Raw genomic sequence first — 18,520 nt, 5'->3', positions numbered from 1 at the left:
GGGTGTAAACGAATCGTTATCTAATCCGCAGCTATTTCACAGTGACAACGATTTTAGATAGCGCGGCTAGCTTTGGCGCTTAGCTTCATAGGCTGCACCCACCTTGTACAGGCGGTCATCCTGGAAAGCCGGTGCCATGATCTGCAAACCGGTAGGCAAGTTGGTATCGGCGGCCAGGCCGGAAGGCACGGACATGCCGCACAGGCCGGCCAGGTTTAGCGGCAAGGTGCACAGGTCGAAGTTGTACATCGCCATGGGGTCTTCGGCCTTCTCCCCCAGCTTGAACGCGGTGGTTGGGGTGGTCGGCGAGACTAGTACGTCAGCCTGCTCAAAGGCGCGGGCAAAGTCCTGGGCCACGAGGGTGCGCACGCGCTGCGCCTGCAGGTAGTAGGCATCGTAGTAGCCCACGGACAGCGCATACGTGCCCAGCATGATGCGGCGCTTGACCTCGGGGCCGAAGCCCTCTGCGCGCGACTGGGACATGACCTGCTCCGCGGAGTGGGATCCGTCATCGCCAGCGCGCAGGCCGTAGCGCATGCCATCGAAGCGGGCCAGGTTGGACGAGACCTCACACGGCATGATCAGGTAGTAGGCAGCCAAGGCCTCGTCGAAGTGCGGGCAGTCCACCTCGACGATTTCCGCGCCCTGCTCGCGCAGCTGTTCCACGGCGGCGTGGTAGTTCTCCATCACGCCGTCCTGCCAGCCATCGCGCTCGAATTGCTTAATGAGGCCTACCTTGACGCCGCTCAGATCACCCTTCGCGCCTTCGCGGGCGGCCTCCACCACGGGGGCAACAGGCCTGTCCACAGACGTGGCGTCGAAGGCATCGTGGCCGGCAATAACCTCGTGCAAGAGCGCGGTATCCAGGACGGTACGGCCACAGGGACCCGCCTGGTCCAGCGAGGACGCGGCTGCAATCAGGCCGTAGCGAGATACCGTGCCGTAGGTGGGCTTTACGCCCACGGTATTGGTCAGCGCCGACGGCTGGCGAATGGATCCGCCGGTATCGGTACCAATACCTAATGGAGCTTGCCCCGAAGCCAGCGCCGCTGCAGTGCCGCCACCGGAACCGCCCGGGGTGCGCTCGGTGTCATACGGGTTGTGAACCGGGCCAAATGCGGAGTTCTCATTGGACGAACCCATCGCAAACTCATCCAGGTTCGTCTTGCCAAGGATCGGGATGCCGGCCTCGCGCAGGCGCTTGGTCACCGTCGCATCATACGGAGACATGTAGCCTTCGAGCATCTTGGATGCGGCGGTAGTGGGGGCATCGGTAGTAACCAGCAGGTCTTTTAGAGCCAGCGGCACACCGGCCAGTGCCGATGCGGGCTTTTCGCCGGCGTCGAGGGCCTTATCCACGACATCGGCAGCCGCCAATGCTTCCTCCTGCCCCACGTGCAGGAAGGAGTTGAGTTCCGGGTTGGTTTCCGCAATGCGATCCAAAAAGGCCTGGGTGACCTCGCGGGAGGTCACCTCGCGCGCGTGAATCTTGTCCGCCAGCTCGGCGGCGGTCAAAGAGGTCAGCCCCTCCGCAGGTACGACAACGTTGGTCATTTACTCTCCTCCCAAAATCTGCGGCACGACGAATCGCTCATCTTCCACGGCCGGCGCTTGGTCCAAGGCCTGCTCGGCGGTAAGGGTGCGCACGATGACGTCTTCGCGCATCGGTGCATCCACGGAGTGCGGGTGGCTCATCGGTTCCACGCCTTCAGTGTCCACGTTCCTTACTGCGGAAACGGAATCAACAATTTCATCAATCTGGCTTGCGAATTGGGCTAGCTCTTCATCGCTTAATGCCAGGCGGGAAAGCTTGGCAAGGTGGGCTACCTCATCACGCGAAATCTCAGACACGCGAACTCCATCCTTTTTCCATAATCGACGCGCAGGTGAAAATTATTTTCCCGCGCGTACTATGTAAATTGCTAAGGCTCCATGATACTGCACCAACCCGCGCGGTTGCCGAGTCACCCCGAATTATTGCCCCTTGAACGTCGCACTGTGACCCAGGTATCGTTATTGGAACTATAAGCTTATAAGCTACTGAAAGCGTGCGACTTAATGTCTTACCTAATCCGTGTCCTGCTTCCCGATACCCCTGGTAGTTTGGGCCAGCTTTCGGAGGCCTTCGGACTGGTTGACGGCAATATCCAATCCGTTGACATCGTAGAATCCTTCCCGGATGGCACCGTCATGGATGACATCGTCATTGAACTTCCCGCAGACGCTATGGCCGATGCCTTAATTACCGCCGCCGCCTCTGTTCATGGCGTGGAAGTAGATTCCATTCGGCCCTTCAGCGGCCGCGTGGACCGGCGCGGGCAGATCGAGTTATTAGCGCGCGTTGCCGCCAATGCCTCCAATGTCACGGCAGCGATGGAGGAAGTCGTCGCGGCTATTCCGAAGGCGGCGACCTCCACGTGGGCCATCGTCATTGACAATAATGAGCCCATTCACCGCGTCGCTTCCTCAAACGCGGCCCCTGCCGATGACGATACGATTCCGGTCGATCTCAACATCGACAGCGCGCGCACCTTGCACCCCGATAAGGACGAATGGGTGCCAGAAAGCTGGGCGCTGCTCGATTCCGCCCTGGCCGCGGCTCCCCTGGGAGATACCGGGATGGTCATCGCCATGGGTCGCACCGGCGGGCCGGAATACCTGGCCTCTGAAGTCGAGCACCTCGGCCACATCGGCACGATTTTGGGCGCCTTCCTCAAATAAGCCCCAGCCCGGCGCGCCTATACCTCCCCGGTGTCCAAGAGCGTGTGGAATTGCTCCTCGTTCAAGATAGGCACGCCAAGGTCGCGAGCCTTATCCTCCTTGGAGCCGGCTTTGGCTCCGGCGACGAGGTAGGAGGTTTTCTTTGATACGGAGCCGGTTGCCTTTCCGCCGCGGCTGATGATGGCTTCCTTGGCGGAATCGCGCGTGAAGTCTTCGAGGCTGCCGGTAACAACGATGGTCAGGCCCTCTAGGGTTTGTTCCTTCCTGTCCTCGGCGGCTACCTCCATGGCTAGACCAGCCTCCGCCCATTTCTCAACGATGGTGCGGTGCCAGTCCACCTCGAACCAGGCGTGGAAGGATTCCGCGATGACCGCGCCTACGCCATCTACCTCTGCAAGATCTTCGGTTTTGGCCGCGCGCAGCTTTTCCATGGAGCCATAACGCGCTGCCAAGGCGCGGGCGGCAATGGGGCCCACGTGGCGAATGGATAGCGAGACTAGCACGCGCCAGAAGTCGCGGTCTTTGACCTCTTCTAAGTTCTGCAGGAGGTTCTTGCCCGCGGTATTGACCTTGGCATTGCCCTCTTTTTTGCTGCGCTTATCCTTCGTATCGCGCTTGGCCGTATAGACATCGGAAGCAAGCAGCTTTTCTTCCGTTAGTTCGAAGAGCTCGGATTCATCGGTGAGGATTCCGTTTTCGATGAGGTCCATAGCTCCCTTCTCCCCCAGTGCCTCAATGTCGAGGCCCTTGCGGGAGGCGAGGTATTCCAGGCGCGCGGAAAGTTGGGCTGGGCAGGATTGGGTATTGGGGCATCGCCAGTCAGCATCGCCATCTTTTTGCGGGGCGAGCGTCGTGCCGCAGGCTGGGCACTGCGTGGGGAAGGACCATTCGTATTCGCTGCCATCGCGCTGTTCGCGCACGGGGCCTAGTACCTCAGGAATGATTTCCCCGGCCTTGCGGATAATAATGGTATCCCCGATAAGCACGCCCTTGCGCTTGACCTCAGACTGATTGTGCAGGGTCGCCATGGATACCGTGGAGCCGGAGACAAAGACCGGTTCCATGATGGCAAAGGGGGTAACGCGCCCCGTACGCCCGACACCGACCTCGATGTTTTTTAGCTTCGTCGTGACCTCTTCCGGCGGGTACTTATAGGCAATGGCCCAGCGGGGTGCGCGGGAGGTCGCCCCGAGCTGGCGCTGTGAGCCCAAATCGTCCACCTTGACCACGAGCCCATCCATTTCAAAAATCGCATCGTGGCGGTGTTCGGCCCAGTAAGATACTTCCTCTTGTACTTCTGCGGCGGAGTGGACCTGCTTGGTATAGGGCGAGACGGGCAAGCCCCATGCGGCGATGGCCTTATAGGCGTCGTGCTGGGAGGAGGGGGAAAATCCCTCGCGCGCGCCTAGGCCGTGACACACCATGCGCAGGCGGCGTTTTTTCACCTCGGCGGGATCCTTCATGCGCAGTCCGCCGGCCGCAGCGTTGCGGGGATTGGCAAACCGCGCCTTGCCGTCCGCCGCGCGCTCCTCATTGATCTCTTCGAAATCTTCGGGGCGCATATAGACCTCGCCGCGGATTTCAATAAGTTCCGGGACTGGGTACTCATCAGTGCCCGTAAGTTCGTGCGGGATATCAGAAATAACCCGCGCATTGGCGGTAATCTCCTCGCCCACGGTGCCATCGCCACGGGTAGCGGCCGTGTCCAAACGCCCGTTGCGGTAGACCAAGTCGATGGAGAGGCCATCGATCTTCAGCTCCGTCAGGTAGGTTTTGGCGGGCGTCCTATCCAGCCAGTCCTGCATCTCACCGGCGCTAAAGACGTTATCGAGGCTCATCATGCGCTCGAGGTGCTCAATATCCTCGCCGGCGTTCGGGGTTGCACCTACCTGTTGGGTAGGCGAATCCGGAACCGCCAGCTCCGGGTGCTGCTTTTCTAGGTCCATCAGGCGCTGGAAAAGCGCGTCAAAGTCGGCATCGGGAATTGCCGGTTCACCGTTGTAATACAGGTTGCGGTGGCGGCGCACTTCCTGCGCCAGGTCGTTCCATTCACGTTGCACATCAGCTGGATTAGTCACGGTATCCAAGTCTAGCGATCCCCCATGTCCGGGCTAGCTACTAAGGTATGGACCATGAACTTCGACGCCTCCCGCATGCTCGCCTTCGACCTTGAGACCACCTCCGCCAACCCCAAAGACGCCCGCATCGTTACCTCTGCCCTAGTCCGCATTGACGGCCACGATGTCCAGAAGGTGGAGCACCTTGCGGATCCTGGCATCGAGATCCCCCAAGCCGCCACCGACGTGCATGGGATCACAACGGAAAAGGCCCAGGCAGAAGGCCGCCCGCACGAGGAGGTCCTCAAGGACACGGTTGATGCCATCAAGGCTGCGTGGGACGACGGCCTGACACTCATCGTGTATAACGCGCCTTTTGATCTTACTGTGCTGCGCAGCCTCACTGGCGATTTCACGGTCACCGGCCCTGTCTTCGATCCGTACGTCATTGACCGCGTGAGCGATAAGTGGCGCAAGGGAAAGCGCACCCTCGGAGCGGTGTGCGAGCACTACGGCGTGGAATTGGGCAATGCGCACGAGGCTACTGCCGATGCCCTCGCTGCCGCTCGCGTGGCCTGGAAGCAGGTGCGCCAGCACTACCCCAACCTCGCGCAGATGGACGAAAACGAGCTCATGGAATTCCAAGCAGTCAAGTGGTACGAGGACCGCGTCGCCTTCAAGAAGTACCTAGAAGGCAAGGGCCGCGATGCCTCCGATGTCTCGACGGCGTGGCCGCTCATTTCCTAATCCCCTTGCCATATTTCTAGTGTTTTGGAATTCTAGAAATATGGATTCCTTAGAATCGCGCATTGCCCGTCTCGAGGCTCGCGTCACACAACTCGAAAACCCCGACCCTGACCCCGTCGAATCATCCGCGGGAGAGTCCACCATGTGGCTCGCGGATGCGCTTGAACCTTCTGACCAGCTTCCTGAAGGGTCCGTCATTTTTGGCGGCAACATCACCACCGGCCTAGGTTCCTATGTCTACCAATGGCAGCGCCCAACAAACACGGTGACCGCTGGAGATTGGTCCGACAATCTCGACCGCCTCGCCGCATTGGCGCACCCCGTGCGCGGTGAAATTCTGCGCCGCCTCCTTAGCGCACCAGCCACCGCCACAGAACTGGTGGAAGAGGAAATCGTCACCTCCACCGGCACCGCCTATCACCACCTCAGTGCGCTTACTAACGGTGGCTGGACCACCAAGACACACGGGCAATACTCAATCCGTGCGGCCCGCGTCATCCCCCTGCTCACGATCATTACCGCAAGCGAGGATCACTAATGCGAAAGCGAAAAATGGCGCTAGCCATCACCGTCACCATCATGTCAGCAGCCCTCCTGCTCGTGATTGGGCCGCGGCGGATCGCTGTGGCCACCACGGAAACCGGCAATGCCGAACTTTCCGCCACACTGCGCAAACACACCGAACCGGGTTTCAATAATCTCACCGCCTTCACGCTGCACGAAGGGAAAGCCACCTTCGCAGGGCTCGGCGCGGATGAACACACAGAGGTAGAAATCGGTTCGGTGACCAAGATGTTCACCGGAGAAATAGCTCACCAGCTTGTAGAAGAAGGAAAAATAGGCCTTGATACCACCGTGGGCGATGTCCTAGACGTTGGCCAAGCACCCATTTCCGAGGTCACAGTACAAGAGTTGCTCAACCACACCTCAGGATTACCCCGGCTAGCACAAGGGAATTTTTTCGCTGATGCAATATCGGCCGTTACTGGTGTTAATCCCTACGCAGGTGAGACCACCCAAGATATCCTCGATGCCGCCACCGAAGCGGATCTTAAAGATCGTGGAACGGAGACTTATTCCAATATGGGGTATGGACTGCTTGGCCACCTCCTGGAAACGGCAGCCGATTCAGACTATGAAGACCTGCTCCAGGAGAGAATCTTCCAACCCGCCGGAATGACGGAGTCCTACCTCATGACCCCAGGATCTGTCCCCGATGATGCCCCACGGGGCCTTACTGCCACCGGCCGGGAGGCCGATCCATGGGAGATGGGAGGCGGCAATGCCGCAGCGGGCGCACTACGATCAACCGCACATGACATGGCAGCTTTCGCCGAGTGGATTATGGATAACGGCGATATGGCCTATGGCTGGCAAAAAAGTGAAGACAACCAAAGCTTCTGGCACGACGGCGGAACGGGTGGCTACTCGACGATGCTCATCATAGATCCCGAAAATAAGCGCGCAGCCTTCGCCAATAATGACACCCCGGCGTGGACTAGTGACCTCGCCCAAGCGCTATTCGATGAGATTTAAGGAATTAAAATGATTACCACCCTAATCTTTGCCGCCATCACAGCATCCGAAATCTGGGGAACGTGGAAAGCGCTCAAGAAACCACCTTCCTCGGGGATGCTTATCACGTCGGCGATTGTCAGCATCGCCATGATCGCCTTCGTTGGTAACGCCGCTCCGTGGTACAGCCTAGTCAATTATGGCTGGTGGTATGTCCTCGTAACCGCTTGCTCCCTACACATGGGCGCCGTCGCCTGGTGTATATACACAGACCGCAGTGAAAAGTCTCCGAAGACAGATAGCCTTGGGCGAGCTGCTTAAAGGTCGCCCGCATCGCGGGTGAGGATCGCGGCGGTCTCGGTTACAGAGTGCAATGAGCTTGCCGATGCCCGAGCCGGAAACACATCAAAGTGGTCCACGAGCAGCTCACGCGGCATGCCAATGCGGTCCAGGTGGCGGGCAAGCGAAATCGCCTCGTCCTGCGCGTTGGTGCCGGAAAGTGGAACGCCGACTCGGCGGCCTTCGGACAGGTGCTCGCCCATCCCATCGAAATGCTCCGGGGTAGATAGACGGTCGCGGTAGCGCGCATCAACGAGGAATGTCTTCACGGCCCCAGCCACCGACCACAGCGGCGGAGCATGGAGATAATCCGCCTCAAACCGCAGGAGGGTCTCGAGTGCCGCCTCATCAGGGACGGCGGGGATCGAATCAAAGTCGGTGGTTCCTGGAATGCGGCCGGCGATGACATCGGCAAGCAGCGGCTCATCCAGTTGCACCACGACCTCGCCGTGGAAGCGGCGTGCGACGTCGGCGGCGTGGGTGCGGATGCCGTGCAGCAGGGCATCGGAAAGCTCTGCAAAGGCACCGGGATCGGTGAGGACGCGGTGGCCATCGGCAAGCTCGATGCTGGCCGCCAGCGACCATGGGCCAAGCGCCTGCACCTTGATGCGAGGGACGGTCTCACCCCAGACCTGCTGCACCTCATCGAGGTCGCGCTCGAGGCGATCCCACGCGCGTCGGGTAAGCAGCTGGGGCCGAGCCGTCATGCGCCAGGAACGGGGCCCGCAGTCAATGGTGATGGCCTCGAGCATGCTGGCGGTGCGCCCTACCGAATCGGAGCCCAGCCCGCGTTCCGGCAGCTGCGGGATGGCGGGGAGCTCGGTCTCGCCAATGATGATGTCCGCTGCCTCCGCCATGGACGTGCCGGGCATGGGGCCGAGTGCGAATCCGGTCATTTACACGGTCTCGCAGATGGTGCCAGAACCGATGACGATATCGCCGAGGTCATCGGGGGAAGGCAGGTACAGCACCGCGGCCTGTCCACGGGCAACGCCGGACAGCGGCTCCTCGAGCTCCAGGCGCATCGAATCCGCGGCGCGGTCCACGTGGGCGATGCACGGCACGACAGAACCGTGCGCGCGAACCTGCACCTCGCACTCAAAGTCGCCGTCCATGCCAGGGTGCAGGTACTTCAGGCGATCGGCACGGATGGCGGTGACCGCTAGGTCCTCGCGCGCGCCGACGGTCACCGTGCCCGATGCAGCATCGATATCGGTGACGTAGCGCGGGCGGCCATCAGCAGCTGGAGCTTTAATGTCCAAGCCCTTGCGCTGGCCGATGGTGTAGTTCCACGCGCCATCATGTTCCTTAAGCTCCGTGCCCTCTTGGTCCACGATCATGCCGGGGCGAAGCCCGATGCGCGATCCCAAGAACTGCTGGGTATTGCCGTCTGGAATGAAGCAGATGTCGTAAGAATCCGGCTTCTTCGCCGTGGAGAAACCGTGCGCCGCAGCCTCTTCGCGGATCTGCGGCTTGGGGGTGTCACCGATGGGGAAAAAGCAGTGCTCCAGCTCCTCGGCAGAAATGACGCCGAGCACATAAGACTGGTCCTTATTCTCATCCTTTGAGCGGCGCATATAACCGTCATCATCAAGCGTGGCGTAGTGTCCGGTCGCAACGGCATCAAAGCCTAGGGCCATGCCCTTTTGCAGCAATGCGCGGAATTTAATCTTCTCATTGCAGCGCAGGCAGGGATTCGGGGTTTCACCGCGAGCATAAGAATCCACGAAGTCCGTGATGACCTCTTCCTTGAATTCCTCCGAAAAGTCCCAGACATAAAACGGAATGCCCAACTTATCGCAAATGCGGCGGGCATCGGCGGAATCCTCCAGCGAGCAGCAGCCGCGGGCCTTTTCACGCGTTTGCTGCGCGTCCTTGTGCAGCGCCAGGTGCACGCCGACGACATCGTGGCCAGCCTCCACCGCGCGGGCGGCGGCGACAGATGAGTCCACGCCGCCAGACATTGCTACCAATACTCGCATTGCATTCCCCTTTTAAATACCTCGACTACAGGCCCGAAAGTGTACTCCCTTGCCCCAACGCAGCTTAAATCGATTCCATTCCCTAAGCTTGAACCCCATGGGTAGAAAGCGAGCCGCGAACAGCTCAAGCATTACCGGCACCTACGAGATCTCCACCGGTACCGCCGAGGTTGTGCCGGATGAATTCCGCGACGGAGCCTATATCCTTAACGTCAATGGCGTTCCTAGCAGCCATATCGTGCTGGGCGAGCCGCAGGAACTCGACTTTGAATACATGCGTTAGATCGCAGCTGCGGTAGAGCAGCTTAATACGGTCTCGCCTAATAAGTTGCGTGTTACCCACCTCGGTGGGGCCGGCTGCTCACTCCCGCGCTACTTCGCCGACCTGTGGCCGGACAGCCGCCATACAGTAGTCGAGCTCGATGCCAAACTGGGCGAATTAGTCCGCGAGCTTTTCGATGTCCCCCGTTCCCCCACCGTCAAAATCCGCCCCGGCGATGCCCGAAAAGAGACCGAAGGTTTTCTGCCCGCTAGCCGCGATATCATTATCCGCGATGTATTCGCTGGGGATAAAACCCCGAAAAGCCTGACTACGGTGGAGTTTTTCCGCGCGGTGAAGTCATCTCTTTCAGCCGGCGGCCTCTACGTGGCCAACTGCGGCGATCACTCGGACCTCCAGCTGGCGAAGCAAGAATTAGCCGGGCTCTCTGAGGTCTTCGACCACCTCGCCGTCATCGCCGACCCACCCATGCTCAAAGGGCGCCGGTATGGAAATATCATCTTGCTGGCCTCAGATACAGAACTGCCAGCTGAGGGCTCGGTCCAAGCCGCTCAGCTGGCAAAGGCACTCTTAGGTGGGGCCGTTCCCGCACACTTTAAGGATGAAAACTGGACCCGTAAATTCTTTGCAGGAGCTACTTCAGCACGCGATTGAGCAAGTCAGCTACTTGATCAGCATCGAAGTCCGGCACATCAGCACCCGCCTTCTTCGCCGCATCCTTAGCTTCTTCGACTTGAGAGCCGGAGACCTCGCCCTTGTCGACGCCATTGACATGGCCAGCGTTTTCTAGCAGCATCGCCAAGTCGCCCACGGTGAAGTCACCAACCGCCATCTTGCCAAGTTGCTTGAGAGGTAGAGCGTCCTCGTCTTCCAAGGTCTTCACAAAATCTGCCAGGCCCTCAGCAGCCTGGGCATCGAGCCCGGCGTCTTTGGCGGCATCGGCAAACTGGGGCATTGCGATGAGACCAGCCGCAAGGGCGAAGATTGCACCAATCAGCGGCGTGCTATCGGAGCTCAGGTCCACACCATCGTCGAGGACGAGGCTATCGAGCGCGCCGCCAATATCGATGTAATTGCCGCCGCTAAAAGACTCTAGCTGCTGCTTCGAGCCATTAAAGAGGTTCATGTCCACGTCGGTAGGAATACCAGCGACCTTGCCCGATCCGGATCGCTGCCAGAAGGACAGGTTCTGCCACCCACCCACTGGATCCGGGGCTTCATCCTGGTATGCCGCCAACCACAGTGGCATATTGGAGAACTTCTGGGAGTTATTCATCTCGCCCATCCAGAAGTACTTGTAGGTATAAATCATTGGGGTGCGGTTGGTCAGGCGTTTGAGCTCGGAGGTAAATTCCTCGATCCAGCTCTCCAGCTGGGAGGCCGACTTGCCTTCGGAGACCTCGATATCAAGCACCGGCGGCAACGTCTGGTTCGGCGCCAACGCAATCTGCGTGGCAAAGTTTGCGGCCTGCGTCTTCGCATCGCCAGCTGGGCGCGCATAGTGGTATGCGCCGGTCTTCAGGCCGTGCACATTGGCGGCTTGAATATCCTTGACGTAGTGCGGGTTAATCCAGTCTCCACCCTCAGTTGCCTTAACAAAGGCGAAGGACTGGCCGTCAGATTTCACCTTATTCCAGTCAATAGGCATGCCACCTGGGTGCTGGTGGGCAGCAATATCGATACCTTTTGGTGCGCTGGTTCCCAATGCTGCCTGTGCGGCAGCGGTCCCGCTTACCGTGACTGCAACTGCAGCGATAACCGCGATGATGCTCTTGCGGAGTGCCCTCATAGTTGTCATGCGCGAGAGTCTAACAATCATTCACACTAACCACATTTGCAACACACGCACCTTGGAGACAAATTTTTCACTCGCGTAGACAATTTCGTTGAAAATGTACCATCTAGAACAGATATTCGCTTTTCGGCTTGCGGGGGTTGAGTGGGTGGCTTATGGTGAAGCTATGGAAATTAGAAACTTAGTGCGAAATTCGGGGGATAATCGCCGTGGAACCCTACTACCTCATCACTGACCCACACGATGACATCGCGGTTAGTGCCACCTGCAATAGAAAGTCCGACTACCGACTCTGGAAGGAAATTAAACCAAGCCTAGAAGACGATTTCGATATCTCGTGCCATATCTTAGCGGGTCGCACCGGCTTAAGCGAGCGGCGCACGAGGGATATCACCATGGCCCTGTACCGCTTAGAAGAGTTGCCGCGCACCCAACTGCTGCAGGAAACCCACTACTTCCTCGACTTCTCTCGGCTTATCACCATCGATGCGGTCTTGAGCAAACTTGGCGAGGTAGACAGCCGCATCCTTCAGCGCATAGACGCAGAATTAGAAAAGTACCTCACTCCCACAAAGCCGGGCCAAAGTTTTCCATCGAACGCTGCCCTGCGTCGAAAGCTCAATGGGCTCATCACGATGGAATCCCCGGACTCTACGGGAGACAAGGAGCCCGAGGAAGAGGACGCGCGAAATGAATCCTATTTCATCTACCCCACCGCGGGCGGACGAGCAGGGTTAAACGTAGAGTTCGACGAAGACGCGCTCATCCTCATTGACGAGGTTGTTCAGCGCACGGCGGAAGAACACGGAATCAGCAAGGCCGATGCCCTAGCCCAGCTGATCCTCGGAACCGTCGAAGATAAATCTCAGGTGCATCTATATATGTACCGCGCCAGCGATATAAAAGCGGCTCCCGGTTTTATCCAGGGCTATGGATGGGTACACCCTGATACCGCAGACCGGCTAACCCCGACTACGACACGGGATATGGACCAGGCGGAAACAAGGGTAAGCCCGGCCTACTCCACGCCGCCGCTCATCGGTGCCTATGTGGAAGGTCGCGATGGTGTGTGCCGCTGGCCTGGATGCAACCGCCCGGCCTACAGGTGCCAGAAGGACCACCGGATCGATTTCTCAGAGGGAGGAAAAACAACGGCGGGAAATTTGGCCTCGTTGTGCCAGCACCATCACAATGTAAAAACGGATAAAAGCGCCTTTTACATCATGGATCCGCACAGCGGAGACATTATCTGGCTCTTCCAAGACGGGCGGTGGGAATACGACGAACCGCAGGGGCCGCTAGCGGCGAAGAATAAGAACTGGGCGCTCACCGTTGCCCAGGCAATCGCCGCGCGGCGCAATGCTGCCAAAGAAAGGGCTGATACCTAAACCGTGCGGGCCCGAGCAACAACATCTGGCAAGTGCGCGAGCATGTAATCCACATCGTCTTCGGAGGTAAGGCGCCCCAAGGTAAACCGGAGGGATCCAATTCCTTCATCCTCGCTGACACCCATTGCAGAAAGCACGTGGGACATGCGGTTGACGCCTGCGCTGCAGGCACTGCCAGTCGATGCCTCAATCTGCAGCGAATCCAGCAGCATGATGAGGCTGTCGCCATCAGTGCCGGGGAAAGAAACGTGTAGGTGCGACGGCAAGCATGGCTCGGTGGAATTCACCACGACGTTGTCAATGGAAGAAAGGATCCGATCCCGCAGCTTGTTCCGGAGTCCAGCGATGCGCTCGCCCTCGGCAGCGCTTTCGGCAATCGACTCTTCCAAGGCAGCGGCGAGCGCCGAGGCGCTGGCGACGTCCACGGTGCCTGGGCGTAGTCCACGCTCTTGGCCGCCGCCATAGGAAATCGGCTGCGGCGCTGGGGTGCGCTTGGCTAATAGCACGCCGATGCCGCGCGGGCCGCCAAACTTGTGGGCGCTGGCGGCGAGCGTTGTGATGCCCAACTCCGCGAAATTGATGGGCAGCTTGCCCGCTACCTGCACAGCATCCACGTGCATGGGAATACCGGATTGTTGCGCGAGGGAGGCAAGCTCCTCGATTGGCTGAATCGCCCCGGTTTCGTTATTGGCCCACATGCAGGTGGCAAGATCGGCAGGCTCCGCGAAGGCGCCCCCATCGCTAATATGCCCGCTGCGGTCCACGGGGAGTAGGTCCACGGTGGCGCCGGCTTGGGCAAGCTTGCCAACGGTATCGCGCACGGCTGGGTGCTCAATATCCGTCGAGATGATGCGGTTGGTGTTTCCCGCCGCATAAAGGCCCTGGATAGCGATGTTATCCGCCTCGGTGCCAGAGGAGGTAAAGACGACCTCGATGGGTTCGCACCCAAGGAGGGAGGCGACTTTCTCGCGGGCATCGTCAAGCACGGAGCGTGCCCTGCGGCCAGAGGCGTACTGGGCGCTGGAGTTAAGCGAGCCGGAGGCGGCAACCCATGCGTCGATGGCGGATTGGCGCATCGGCTGGGTTGCTGCGTAGTCGAAATAGTGCGGCATTACTGGCGTGCCTTCAATTCCTCGGTCAGGGCTGGGGCAATTTCGTGCAGGTCGCCGACAACGCCGAGATCTGCGATCTGGAAGAACGGCTCATCCTGGTCCTGGTTGACCACCACGATGGTGCCGGAGGTCTGCATGCCCGAGGTGTGCTGAATGGCACCGGAAATGCCCAGGCCAATGTAGAGATCTGGCGACACGGTCACGCCAGTCTGGCCCACCTGGTGGGTGGCATCGTAGAAGCCTTCATCGACGGCGTCGCGGGTGGCACCGACGGCGCCACCGAGGGCATCGGCAAGCGGCTCGACGATCTCGGCGAAGTTATCGCCCACGCCGCGGCCGCCGGAGACCACGACCTTGGCTGCGGTGAGCTCGGGACGAGCGGACTTCTCAGCGGGAGTAAAGGAATTAACCTTGACATCCTTCTCGGTTGTCGCAGGCAGCGGCATGGAGGCTGGCTGGGCTTCCACCTGCTGAGGATCCGCCGCAACCGAGCCGGGCTGCAGGGTATAGATCGGGCAGCTGCCGGAAGCCTGCGAGGTGGTCTCGTAGGTGCCACCGAAAATGGTCATGGTTGCAGAGCCATCCGCCTTGATGGAATCCACATTCGCGAGCGCGCCGGAAGCCAGGCGAGCGGACAGGCGGCCCGCAATCTCGTTATTCGTCGGGCTGGCGGCCAGGACGATTGGCGCCGGATTGGCTGCGCCCAGGGCGTGCAAGGCATCTACCTCAGGGGTCACCAGGCGCTGGTCATAATCCTCCGCCGTTGCCTGCACCACCTGGGCGGCGCCGAGGGCGGCTAGCTCGGCATCGAAGGCATCTGCCTGCTTGCCGACGACCACCGCAGACACCGTCCCCAATTCGCGTGCGGCGGTAATGAGCTCACCGGTAACGGGGAGAATGCTGTCTGCATCGTGTTCAACAAGTACGTAAACGTGAGACATTTCTACTCCTAAATCAAGTTCTTTGCGGCTAGGAAGTCAGCAATCTTCTTCGCAGCATCCTGCGGCTGCGGCTCAGAGATAACCTCGCCGGCCGTTCGCGGCGGGCGCTTGGAGGATTCGGTAACGGTCGTGGTGGGCGCAATGGCATCAATGCCCAGGTCCGCCACGCTCAGAGTGGTGATCTCCGCCTTCTTTGCAGCCATGAGCCCCTTGAAGTTGGGGAAGCGCGGCTTATCCGCCTTATCGGTGACGGAAATAATCGCAGGAAGGGCGGCCTCGAGCACCCAGGTTCCGCGGGCGTCCTCGCGGCTACCTTTTACCGCGCCGCCCGAAAGTTCCACCTGTTGCAGCTCGGTCAAGGCGGGCAGCTGGCGGTATTCAGCGAGCAGTCCCGCGAGCGTTCCGGTCGAGGCATCGGAAGCCTCATTGCCCAAGGTGATCAATTGGACATCCTCTAGCGTGTTAATCGCTGCGTTCAGGGTCCACGCGGTAGACAGTGCATCGGCGCCGGCTAGGGCGTCATCGGAAACGAGGACCGCGTCATCTGCACCCATCGCAAGCGCCTTGCGGAGGGCCTCATCTGCTTGTGCGGGGCCCATCGTTAAAGCCACAACACGGTAGTTTTCATCCGGATTTTCATCGCGCAGGCGCAACGCCTGTTCCACGGAGTATTCATTAATCTCATCAATGATGTTGTCCACGGAGGTGCGATCCAGGGTATGGTCATCCTCCAAAGATTTGGTGGACCACGTATCCGGTACATGCTTGACCAGAGCCACAATCGTTGGCATTGGGGGCACTCACCTTTCCGATAGATTTATATTGCGTAATTATCTTCGGACGATAATACTCGGGGTTGGCAAAGCAACGCGATACCCTGTGAGCCAATTCGCGTAATGATGACCGCGAAAGACCGCGATCCTTTCAGCTTCATCTGTTTCCTTAGCTGGTCAGGGTCAACATCGACGCCGCGCACAAGGATTTCTAGGATTCCTGCATCATAGGCCTTTAGTACAGATTTTAGGCGCTTTAGGGGGACCTTTTCTATGAATGGAAATCCCGACGTCCCCTGCGGAATGCGCTCGCCCGTCAGGTACGCAATTCGCGGATCGATCTGCCACAACCCCTCGCGCGCCGCATAGTGCTGCACGAGTCCAGCACGCACCACTGCCCCATCTGGATCAATGAGGTAGGTGCCGATTGCGCCAGCGTCTGGCAGGTTCTGCTCTTCATCCGTGAGGACGTCAACTGACTCCCCCTGAATCATCACTGCCTGCTTGCCCGTTCCGAGGCCTGGTGTGTAGAGGCACGCTTCCTTAACTGCCCCATTGACGCTGCTGACGGTGACCAATCCGTCCCAGTCACTAAAATCAAGGCCGGGTGCGCACTTAATGGCCACGTGTGCGTCCCTGTGCGCGGCGATCAGGTCCGGTAGCGGTGGCAGCAAATCCTCCGGGCGAGAAATCCGCCGCCCCGCCTTCCTACGGGCGGGATCGGCGATAATGACGTCCGCGGTAGAGGTGGTGGTGAGTGCATCTGCTTGAAAGAACGCGTTAGAAGCCAAATTATGCCGGGCCATGGCAAGGCGGGAGGCATCGATATCGGAACCGAAGTAGTCAAGGCTCGATCCATAGCCTTCGGTACCGATGGAACACGTGACATCGTGGACGGTGCGCATTCCCTGGTGCTGCAGGAATTCTGAGCGATAGCGCGCAACCGACAGCGGGGTGGCTTGCTGCGCGGAATCGGCATCCATAAGCCAGGTCTCGGGCAGCTTTCCGCCCCGCCGGGCTGTGAGTAGCTCCATGGCGCAGCGCGCATAATCGCCGTAGGCTGCTTTCAGCTTTTCTAGATCCTTCAGCTGCGAAGCCTTGCTCAGATCCAAGTCCAAGCTAGCCAGTTCGGCGTTGTGCTCGCTTAAGAAACGGACTTCATCGAGGTTAAAACTCATATGCGCTCTGTAGGGGTGGTGGCGAAATATTCCGCATACTGCGGGTCATCGCGGGGCTCGCCGATGACGGGGCGAAGGTCGGACGAGGAGGCATCATCAAGCACCTCTTGGACGGTGGAGTACTTGCATAACCGTTGCATTTGCGCCCATGTAGGAACTACGAGGCGGACGAGTCCGGCCCGCCAGCCCTCTAGGATGAGCTGCGGCGAAAACCATCCGGCATCATCTGCTTCGTGAGTGTCCCCGTCCGGCTCCTGCCCGCTCGGAAGCAGGCCAACGAAGAAAAATGTATCGAACCAATGGTTTTTGCTTTGCCCTACCCACCGGGCCCATGGGAGGAGCATATCGGCATCGACGCGCATCCCGTTATTACTAAGGAACTCGGTAAAGGAGATGGTGTGGCTTTCTAGGAGCCTGCGCTCGCGGTGATACCGGCGCGCATTAGAAATCGTGCCGTCATCCCGGATCGCAAACAAGGTACCGGATTCCTCGAAGAGCTCGCGGGCCGCGGCGAAGACGAGGGCGTGGGCTTTGTACTTGGTCACGCCCATCCGCCGAGCCATAGCCACAACGGACTTTCCAGCCCACAAATCACCGGAATCCCACGAACGCGGTGGGAAATCGCGCGGGTCTACCCCACCGCCAGGGAATACGGCATGGCCCGGGTAGTTACGCATGGTGCTCACGCGTTCTTGGACCCAGACCTCGAGCCCGTCGTGGCCATCGCGAAGCAAGAGCACGGTCGCCGCCATGCGCCCACCGTTAAACCCGGTGGTATCGCTGGCGTCGATCGCATCGAGCCGGTCATGAATCTGGTTGTTCATTAAGATATCCGGCGGGCAAAGTATCGCTGCCCAATACGATCTACCTGAATGGGTTGGTGGAAGGCCTGGGATAGGTTCTCCGAGGTCAGCACGGAGTTAATGAGACCTTTTGCTACCACTTTTCCTTCATCCAGAAGCATCGCGTGGGTAAAGCCGTACGGGATTTCTTCCACGTGGTGGGTAATCATGACGATGGCCGGGGCATCCGGATCCATCGCGAGATCGCCCAAGTATCCCACGAGATCTTCGCGCCCGCCAAGGTCCATGCCAGCAGAAGGCTCATCCAAGATGAGCAGCTCCGGGTTGGACATCAAGGCGCGGGCGAGGATGACGCGCTTCTTCTCACCTTCCGAAAGCGTCGTCCACGTACGGTCCTTTAAGTGGCTAGCGCCAACCTGGGCCAAGATGTCATCGGCGCGGGAAAAGTCCATGTCTTGGTATTCTTCGCGCCACCGGCCCAAGACCGCGTAACCGGCAGAAATGACGAGGTCATAGACCCGCTCATCCGCGGGAATGCGCGATTGCACGGCGGCGGAGGACAGACCAATCAGCGCGCGCAGGTCACGCATATCGGTCTTGCCAATTTGCTCGCCCATCAAAAAGGCCGTGCCCTTGGAGGGAAATTCCTCCGCGGCCGCCATGCGCACCAAGGAGGTCTTTCCGGCGCCATTCGGCCCGATGATGACCCAGCGTTCATCGAGCTCGACCTGCCAGTCCACGGGCCCTACCAAGTGCTTGCCACCGCGGCGAAGCTCCACGCCACGGAAGTCGATGAGCCAGTCTTGATCAGTTGGGGTTACGTCGTTCACGCCTTCCATTGTGACTGATCTATTCACCACCCGCAGTAATTGACACAGCTCCGCCGACT

Annotated in this window: 18 protein-coding genes and 1 pseudogene; 7 read left to right on the top strand and 12 right to left on the bottom strand. The window is 59.4% G+C overall.

The genetic code is table 11. The features are described 5' to 3' along the window. Nucleotides 1-66: 66 nt before the first annotated feature. Together gatA and gatC are read right to left on the bottom strand one after the other, a co-directional pair. On the bottom strand, nt 67-1,554 hold the full coding sequence (gene gatA / locus ACLI1Q_RS05590) for an Asp-tRNA(Asn)/Glu-tRNA(Gln) amidotransferase subunit GatA (protein WP_239267716.1): 1,488 nt from the start codon (nt 1,552-1,554) through the stop codon (nt 67-69). Continuing rightward, on the bottom strand, nt 1,555-1,851 hold the full coding sequence (gatC, locus tag ACLI1Q_RS05585; RefSeq protein WP_005280231.1) for an Asp-tRNA(Asn)/Glu-tRNA(Gln) amidotransferase subunit GatC: 297 nt from the start codon (nt 1,849-1,851) through the stop codon (nt 1,555-1,557). Between the two features lie 207 nt (nt 1,852-2,058). Here gatC and ACLI1Q_RS05580 point away from each other — a divergent pair, with 207 nt between their 5' ends. Continuing rightward, nucleotides 2,059-2,721: an amino acid-binding ACT gene (locus tag ACLI1Q_RS05580; RefSeq protein WP_005280230.1), complete on the top strand. Its 663-nt coding sequence runs from the start codon at nt 2,059-2,061 to the stop codon at nt 2,719-2,721. A 17-nt stretch (nt 2,722-2,738) separates the two neighbouring features. Here ACLI1Q_RS05580 and ligA read toward each other — a convergent pair whose 3' ends face one another. Continuing rightward, nucleotides 2,739-4,808, bottom strand: a complete 2,070-nt coding sequence (gene ligA, locus ACLI1Q_RS05575; RefSeq protein ID WP_255716799.1) for an NAD-dependent DNA ligase LigA — start codon at nt 4,806-4,808, stop codon at nt 2,739-2,741. Nucleotides 4,809-4,853: 45 nt separating this feature from the next. On the opposite strand from ligA, the gene ACLI1Q_RS05570 reads away from it, so the two are divergent. From ACLI1Q_RS05570 to ACLI1Q_RS05555, 4 genes are read left to right on the top strand one after another with little or no spacing between them, the layout of a single operon-like run. Then, nucleotides 4,854-5,525, top strand: a complete 672-nt coding sequence (locus tag ACLI1Q_RS05570) for a 3'-5' exonuclease (RefSeq protein ID WP_239267720.1) — start codon at nt 4,854-4,856, stop codon at nt 5,523-5,525. A gap of 40 nt (nt 5,526-5,565) precedes the next feature. After that, complete coding sequence (locus ACLI1Q_RS05565; RefSeq protein WP_239267722.1) at nt 5,566-6,063, top strand: ArsR/SmtB family transcription factor; 498 nt, start codon at nt 5,566-5,568, stop codon at nt 6,061-6,063. Beyond that, nucleotides 6,063-7,061 (top strand): serine hydrolase domain-containing protein, encoded by a 999-nt coding sequence (locus tag ACLI1Q_RS05560; RefSeq protein ID WP_239267724.1) that lies wholly within the window; start codon nt 6,063-6,065, stop codon nt 7,059-7,061. Before ACLI1Q_RS05565 ends, ACLI1Q_RS05560 begins: the two co-directional genes overlap by 1 nt. A gap of 9 nt (nt 7,062-7,070) precedes the next feature. Then, nucleotides 7,071-7,361, top strand: a complete 291-nt coding sequence (locus ACLI1Q_RS05555; RefSeq protein ID WP_239267725.1) for a hypothetical protein — start codon at nt 7,071-7,073, stop codon at nt 7,359-7,361. Here ACLI1Q_RS05555 and ACLI1Q_RS05550 read toward each other — a convergent pair. Further along, a complete protein-coding gene (locus tag ACLI1Q_RS05550) occupies nt 7,358-8,275 on the bottom strand; it encodes a methionine synthase (protein ID WP_411697133.1) in 918 nt (305 codons plus the stop codon). The two genes, ACLI1Q_RS05555 and ACLI1Q_RS05550, sit on opposite strands and share 4 nt — an antisense overlap. Further along, a complete protein-coding gene (mnmA, locus tag ACLI1Q_RS05545) occupies nt 8,276-9,361 on the bottom strand; it encodes a tRNA 2-thiouridine(34) synthase MnmA (protein ID WP_239267729.1) in 1,086 nt (361 codons plus the stop codon). 97 nt (nt 9,362-9,458) lie between these two features. Here mnmA and ACLI1Q_RS05540 point away from each other — a divergent pair. Next, a pseudogene (locus tag ACLI1Q_RS05540) lies at nt 9,459-10,295 on the top strand (spermidine synthase). Here the strand turns inward: ACLI1Q_RS05540 and ACLI1Q_RS05535 are convergent. Beyond that, a complete protein-coding gene (locus ACLI1Q_RS05535) occupies nt 10,276-11,439 on the bottom strand; it encodes a glycoside hydrolase family 25 protein (protein ID WP_239267733.1) in 1,164 nt (387 codons plus the stop codon). The pseudogene ACLI1Q_RS05540 and the gene ACLI1Q_RS05535 overlap by 20 nt on opposite strands. Before the next feature lie 206 nt (nt 11,440-11,645). Between ACLI1Q_RS05535 and ACLI1Q_RS05530 the strand changes: the two genes are divergently transcribed. Next, nucleotides 11,646-12,824, top strand: coding sequence for an HNH endonuclease signature motif containing protein (locus ACLI1Q_RS05530; protein WP_284610942.1), 1,179 nt, complete (start codon nt 11,646-11,648; stop codon nt 12,822-12,824). Here the strand turns inward: ACLI1Q_RS05530 and ACLI1Q_RS05525 are convergent. Genes ACLI1Q_RS05525 through ACLI1Q_RS05500 form a run of 6 tightly spaced genes read right to left on the bottom strand, consistent with a single transcriptional unit; the run spans nt 12,821 to nt 18,470 of the window. After that, nucleotides 12,821-13,936: a cysteine desulfurase family protein gene (locus ACLI1Q_RS05525; RefSeq protein WP_239267737.1), complete on the bottom strand. Its 1,116-nt coding sequence runs from the start codon at nt 13,934-13,936 to the stop codon at nt 12,821-12,823. The two genes, ACLI1Q_RS05530 and ACLI1Q_RS05525, sit on opposite strands and share 4 nt — an antisense overlap. After that, complete coding sequence (locus ACLI1Q_RS05520) at nt 13,936-14,877, bottom strand: electron transfer flavoprotein subunit alpha/FixB family protein (RefSeq protein WP_239267739.1); 942 nt, start codon at nt 14,875-14,877, stop codon at nt 13,936-13,938. The genes ACLI1Q_RS05525 and ACLI1Q_RS05520 overlap by 1 nt, the downstream gene beginning before the upstream one ends. An 8-nt stretch (nt 14,878-14,885) precedes the next feature. Next, a complete protein-coding gene (locus ACLI1Q_RS05515) occupies nt 14,886-15,668 on the bottom strand; it encodes an electron transfer flavoprotein subunit beta/FixA family protein (RefSeq protein ID WP_239275318.1) in 783 nt (260 codons plus the stop codon). 26 nt (nt 15,669-15,694) lie between these two features. After that, on the bottom strand, nt 15,695-16,828 hold the full coding sequence (locus ACLI1Q_RS05510) for a class I SAM-dependent methyltransferase (protein ID WP_239267742.1): 1,134 nt from the start codon (nt 16,826-16,828) through the stop codon (nt 15,695-15,697). After that, nucleotides 16,825-17,652, bottom strand: coding sequence for an NUDIX hydrolase (locus tag ACLI1Q_RS05505; protein ID WP_411697132.1), 828 nt, complete (start codon nt 17,650-17,652; stop codon nt 16,825-16,827). The genes ACLI1Q_RS05510 and ACLI1Q_RS05505 overlap by 4 nt, the downstream gene beginning before the upstream one ends. After that, nucleotides 17,652-18,470 carry an ABC transporter ATP-binding protein gene (locus tag ACLI1Q_RS05500; protein WP_239267745.1) on the bottom strand — a complete coding sequence of 273 codons (819 nt, stop codon included), beginning with the start codon at nt 18,468-18,470 and terminating at the stop codon, nt 17,652-17,654. The genes ACLI1Q_RS05505 and ACLI1Q_RS05500 overlap by 1 nt, the downstream gene beginning before the upstream one ends. Between the last annotated feature and the right edge of the window lie 50 nt (nt 18,471-18,520).

The organism is Corynebacterium limaceinasi (assembly GCF_046717465.1).
Classification (GTDB): domain Bacteria; phylum Actinomycetota; class Actinomycetes; order Mycobacteriales; family Mycobacteriaceae; genus Corynebacterium.
This window is presented reverse-complemented; position numbering and strand designations above follow the sequence as displayed.